This is a genomic window from uncultured Maricaulis sp. (assembly GCF_963976135.1).
Taxonomy (GTDB): Bacteria; Pseudomonadota; Alphaproteobacteria; order Caulobacterales; family Maricaulaceae; genus Maricaulis.
In genome coordinates this window covers 1-5,284 of the sequence record NZ_CAXBKN010000137.1, presented here as the reverse complement: position 1 = coordinate 5,284, position 5,284 = coordinate 1, and the positions used below count along the sequence as shown (strand labels likewise).

Below are 5,284 nucleotides of genomic sequence, written 5' to 3'. Positions count from 1 at the left end.
GGCCTGTCCGGCCCCGGGCGGCTGCATGATCTCTTCATTGCTCATGAAGCCGTGACACCTGGCGAAGCGCGCCGCCGCGGGGCCGGGCTGGACTTTGTCTGGGGCTCGGCCCCGACGCCGTTTGGCGAGGCCGTGTTTCTGATCGCGCCGCGCGGCTTGTCAGCCCTGGCCTTTGCCGACCCGGATGTTGAGGAAGGCTTTGCCGACCTCAAGGCGCGCTATCCCGCCGCCGATTATCGCCGCGATGATGATGTCGCGCGGGAATGGGCCGAGCGCGTGTTTGCGGCGACGCCGGGCGAGCCGATCCCGCTGGCGCTATATGGCACGCCCTGGCAACGCCAGGTCTGGCGCGCCCTGCTCTCCATCCCGGCCGGCGCGACCACGACCTATAAAACCATTGCCGACGCGGTCGGCTCGGCCAAGGCCTCGCGCGCGGTCGGTGCCGCCGTTGGCGCCAATCCGGTCTCCTGGCTGATCCCCTGCCACCGCGTCCTCGCCAGCAATGGTCTTCTGACCGGCTACCACTGGGGTGTAGACCGCAAGCGCGCCATGCTCGCCTATGAGGCAGCGAGGGGGTAAAAGGGGGGCATGAATCTGACCCTCTATATCATTGCCCTGCTGATTTTCACCGTCTCGGCCTCATTGCTGTCGCGATGGGTGGCGGCGCGGATCAATCTGGCCGCCGATGCGCGGGCTGAATATGCCGAACGGGTTCTCAGCAAGCCCGGCACGATCAAGGGTGTCGAGGAAGCGGTTTTCGTGAAGCTCTATGTCGGGGCGCATGAGCCGCGCTGGGCGCTCTACATGCCCATCGCCTTGTTGACCGCGACCCTGGCGACGCCGCTGGCGGCAATCGCCCTGGTCGCTTTCTGGCCGGTCTTCACCTCAATGCTCGATGGCGGACCCTGGTATGATGTCGGCTATTACCCGTGGATGTTCTACATGTTCTTCGGGTTTTGCGGTCTGTGGGCGCTGTGTGCCGCGATCGTGGCGCGCATCCATCATGCCCGCGCCCCGGAAGCCTTCCAGCCGGCCCTGGCGCGTGCCCGCGGCGAACCGCTTGATGATGTCGTGATCAAGCGCGGCCGTCCGAAATGGGCTGTCCGCGCGCGCCCCAACCCGACGCCCGAGCCCAAACCAACACCCGAAACAAAGCCCGCCACGGAGCCCGAATAGATGGAATTCCTGCACACCATGGTCCGCGTCTCGGACGTCGATGCCAGCTTGCGCTTCTATTGCGACGGGCTCGGCCTGAAGGAAATCAGCCGTTTCGACAGCGAGCCCGGGCGCTTCACCCTGATCTTTCTCGCCACGCCAGACGATATCGCACGCGCCGGCTATACCGGCGGCCCGATCCCGACCGGCCTGCCTTGCGTCGAGCTGACCCATAACTGGGATCCGGAGACCTATGAGGGGGGCCGCAATTTCGGGCATCTCGCCTATCGCGTCGCCGATATCTACGCCACCTGCGCCCATCTCGACGCCATGGGCTATCTGATTTGCCGCCCGCCGCGCGATGGCCATATGGCTTTCATCCGCTCACCCGATCTGATCTCGGTTGAATTGCTGCAAAAAGGCGAAAGCCTGCCGCCACAAGAGCCCTGGGCCTCGATGGAGAATACCGGGAGCTGGTAGGGCGCGCCGCTCAGCCCGCCCGCTGCATATCCTCGAACCGTTTGCCGACCTCGTCTTCGAAGCTTTCGGCGAGGACGGTGACGCGTTCGATTCTGTCAGTGCGGAAATGGCGGAAATCATTTCGCAGTTCGCACCAGGCTGTCAGCAGCCAGATACGGCCGAAACAGGTCAGGGCGAGCGGGCGGATGATGCGCGTTGTCGCTTCATCCTCGAGCGAATTATAGCGCACCCGCAATTTGCGCCGGTTCGTGATCGCATTGCGCACCGGGCCAAAGGCTTCCGGACGTACCGTGTCGTCGAGGAAGGCGGCAAACAGCGGCGCCGATTTCAGCCGTTCGCGATGCGTGTCGGGCAGGGCGTGTTCGATCTTCGACAATGCCTCCGAGGCCGCCGCGGCGAGATCGCGATCGCCGGTCGCGCGCACGAAGCGTGCGCCCAGGGCCAGAGCGTCGAGTTGCTCATAGCTGAAGGTTATCGGCGGCAGATCGAAGCCGGGCCGCAGCACATAGCCGACGCCGGCCTCGCCATCGATGGGCGCGCCGGAACCGATCAGATGTGCAATGTCGCGATAAATAGTGCGTTCGGAAACATCGAACCGGCTGCCCATATCCTGGGCGGTGACGGCACCGGGTGCGGCCTGGCGCAGGGCCTGGATGATGCGGATTAATCTTTCGGCACGACGCACTGACATCTCCTGACGCCATTTTTGTATGGCGGCAAGGTGTCAGTATTTGTGGTCAGGTGCAAGCCAGGTTTTGCGTGCGCCCGTGGACGTGCAGCCCGTTGAATGTCTCCTGACGTCAGGCTGTCAGTTGAGCTCGTTTAGGGTCCGGCCTGTCGAGACACAGGAGACTGGACCATGACCGTATTCGAGATCGTGACATATACTGTCAAGAATATCCAAGCCGCGGAAATAGCACGGGAAAAGGCCCGCTCGGCGCTCGCGGCCTATCCAGGCTTCATTGGCTGGACCCGCTACGCAACGGCTGAGGAGAACCGGCATTTCGTCGATCAGGTTGAGTGGGCCACGCTCGCCGATGCGAAATCGGCGCAAATTGCCTTCATGAGTGACCCGGTAATGGCGGATTTCATCGCGGCGATCGACACCGTATTGGCAATGTCGCACGTGAAACAGGTAAGCTAAACCTTAACAACATCCTGCATCGAATACAGACCGGGTTCACGGCCCTGACCATCCTTGCACATCCAGCGCGCAGCCGAGATTGCACCGCGGGCGAAGACGCGGCGGTCATGGCTGCGGTGGGTGATGGAAATGTCCTCCATGTCCGAAAGCAGACGCACTTCATGCTCGCCAATAATGCCGCCACCGCGACTGACCGCATAGCCGATCGTGCCGGGCCGGCGCGGGCCGGTCACGCCTTCGCGGGCCCAGACGGCCATGGCTTCGTGATTGATGCCGCGGCCGCGCGCTGCCGCATGCCCGAGCAGGAGCGCGGTGCCTGAAGGCGCATCGGCCTTGAGCCGGTGGTGGGTCTCGGAGATCTCGATATCCCAGTCCTTGGCCGGTAGGATGGCGGCCCGTTCGACCAGTGCCTCGACGACGGCGATGCCGAGGGAGAAATTGCCCGCAGCCAGGATGGGGACGCGCTCGGCGGCGGTCTTGAGGCGCTCGGATTGTTCGGTGGTAAAGCCGGTCACCCCGGTGACCAGGCCGCAACTGCGCGCCTGCACGGCCATACGTTCGGCGACCGAAATCGTCATGGTCGGCATGCTGGCATCGATGACGATATCGCTCAGTTCAAGCGCATCCTCGAACGGAACCGTGGTGGCGCAGCCGACACTGTCGCGGTCGAGCATTTCACCGACATCCTCGCCGAGATAGGCAGATTGGCTGCGGACAATGGCGCCGACCAATTTCAGGTCGGGTGCATCGAGGACGGCGGCGCAGATGGCGCGCCCAAGCCGGCCCGTCGGGCCCAGCACGGTGACTTTGGTGACTGACTTCAAAATACGCCTCCGGAAAGCATGCGATCCGCAAATTTTTCAAACAGATAAGAGCCCAGAATCGGCAGGATCGGAATCAGGATATACAGGCTGAAGCGCAGCGTGACCGAAGTCGAGATCGGCCATTCCCGGCGGCGCTCGACCCAGACTTCATAATCGGTCAGCCCGGCCAGCGCCGAGGCGGCCATGTCATCGCCGGCAAAGGCCCGCTCGCGCGCCTGCGCCATGTGCCGGTGTACTTCGGCCAGTTCCGCCGTCTTGGCCGCATGGACCTTGCGCTGGATCGGGCGGACCGCATTGGTCAGCGCCATCACACCGCCCAGCGCAGCCAGTCCGATCGCGGGCAAGGCAATCCAGGCCTGGCGGGGGTCGGCAATGAAGAGCAGGAGCACGCCGGCCATCACCAGCCATGAGCCGGCTGCAGCCAGCCCGATGCGCCCGAAAATATCCAGCCGTTCAAGATGATAGAGATCGATCACAACATGGCTGTCGATCAGTTTGCGCATTTCCCGGCCCTCGCGTGCCAGGCTAAGGCCGGCGCGCATGCCGACGGCATAGAGCCAGGGCGAGAACACCAGGAACCACAGGCCGATCGACTGGATATATTCCCCGGGCGTGACGCCTTCGGCATCGGTCATGATGATATTGAAGATAATGCCGCCAATGAAGCCGAACAGGGTGAGCAGCCAGTAATGGCGGCGCCAGGAGGCCGGGACCCCGTCGCACAGCGCATTTGCGGCCTCGCGGCCTTGCGGATCCATGGCGGCGAGCAGGCTGACGCGTTGGGTTTCCCAGCGGCGGCGGCCGATCTGGGTCAGCGCGACACCGGTTGTCAGGATCATGGAGAGCACGAAACCGATCCAGCTGACCGTGTTCAGCTGCCAGGCGCCCGCGGCATTCACATAGCCCAGATGCGGACGGCCAAAGGTCTCGGCAATCAGTACAAACGAGCCAAAACTGATGATGAAGACGGCGAGCGTCGTGCCCCAGAAACCCAGTGGCGACCAACGGTAGAGCGCGGTCTCGGCCGGGGTGAAGCGTTCGAGGTCCAGGGCAGGTTCGGGGGCAGAGTCACTTTCAGTCATGCCCGTCACATTAGGCTGCACCGGATGGTTGTGTCACCTGCCCTTTGAGCCAAATCCAGCTAGGCGTTCGGGCGGCCGTCATCGGTGGTGACGTCGCTCCAGAATTGCTTGACCTTGTGGAAGAAGCCATCGCTGTCGGGATTGCAGCCCTCTCCGGAGAGCGAGCAGAATTCCTTCAGGAGCTCTTTCTGGCGATCGCACAGATTACGCGGAGTCTCGACGAAGAGCTCGATCACCATATCGCCGCGCGGCCCGCCGCGCAGGCGGGGCATGCCCTTGCCACGCAGGCGCATGCGGCGGCCGGTCTGGGCGCCGGCGGGGATTTTCAGCTCGGCCTTGCCGCCATCAATGGTCGGCACCTCGACCGTCGCGCCGAGCGCGGCAGAGACCATGGAGGCCGGGGTGCGGCAATAGAGATTGGGTCCGTCGCGCTCGAAGATCTCGTGCGGCTTGGCGGAAAGGAAGAGATAGAGATCGCCGCGCGGGCCGCCGCGGGCGCCGGCCTCGCCTTCGCCGGCGAGGCGGATACGGGTGCCGTCCTCGACGCCGGCCGGGATATTGACGGTCAGGGTGCGGTTCTTGCGCACGCGGCCGACGCC

8 protein-coding genes are annotated in these 5,284 nt (G+C 64.0%); 4 read left to right on the top strand and 4 right to left on the bottom strand.

Annotated elements, in window-relative coordinates:
• The 3 genes from AAC023_RS13490 to AAC023_RS13480 all read left to right on the top strand — a co-directional run.
• Window positions 1-579: methylated-DNA--[protein]-cysteine S-methyltransferase (locus AAC023_RS13490; RefSeq protein WP_339741718.1), on the top strand; the 579-nt coding region annotated here is incomplete at its 5' end.
• A 9-nt stretch (window positions 580-588) separates the two neighbouring features.
• On the top strand, window positions 589-1,176 hold the full coding sequence (locus AAC023_RS13485; RefSeq protein ID WP_339741717.1) for a hypothetical protein: 588 nt from the start codon (window positions 589-591) through the stop codon (window positions 1,174-1,176).
• The gene (locus AAC023_RS13480) at window positions 1,177-1,635 is read left to right on the top strand and encodes a VOC family protein (RefSeq protein WP_339741716.1); all 459 of its coding nucleotides are present in this window, start codon (window positions 1,177-1,179) and stop codon (window positions 1,633-1,635) included. It begins immediately after the preceding gene.
• A gap of 10 nt (window positions 1,636-1,645) precedes the next feature.
• Here the strand turns inward: AAC023_RS13480 and AAC023_RS13475 are convergent, their stop codons facing one another.
• Entirely contained in the window at window positions 1,646-2,320 is a 675-nt protein-coding gene (locus tag AAC023_RS13475) for a YafY family protein (protein WP_339741715.1), read from the bottom strand.
• A 174-nt stretch (window positions 2,321-2,494) separates the two neighbouring features.
• Between AAC023_RS13475 and AAC023_RS13470 the strand changes: the two genes are divergently transcribed.
• The gene (locus AAC023_RS13470; RefSeq protein WP_339741714.1) at window positions 2,495-2,779 is read left to right on the top strand and encodes a hypothetical protein; all 285 of its coding nucleotides are present in this window, start codon (window positions 2,495-2,497) and stop codon (window positions 2,777-2,779) included.
• Here the strand turns inward: AAC023_RS13470 and dapB are convergent.
• From dapB to AAC023_RS13455, 3 genes are all read right to left on the bottom strand, one after another.
• A complete protein-coding gene (gene dapB / locus AAC023_RS13465) occupies window positions 2,776-3,603 on the bottom strand; it encodes a 4-hydroxy-tetrahydrodipicolinate reductase (protein WP_339741713.1) in 828 nt (275 codons plus the stop codon). The genes AAC023_RS13470 and dapB overlap by 4 nt on opposite strands.
• A complete protein-coding gene (locus tag AAC023_RS13460) occupies window positions 3,600-4,685 on the bottom strand; it encodes a hypothetical protein (protein ID WP_339741712.1) in 1,086 nt (361 codons plus the stop codon). The genes dapB and AAC023_RS13460 overlap by 4 nt, the downstream gene beginning before the upstream one ends.
• Before the next feature lie 59 nt (window positions 4,686-4,744).
• Window positions 4,745-5,284: DnaJ C-terminal domain-containing protein (locus tag AAC023_RS13455; RefSeq protein ID WP_339741711.1), on the bottom strand; the 540-nt coding region annotated here is incomplete at its 5' end.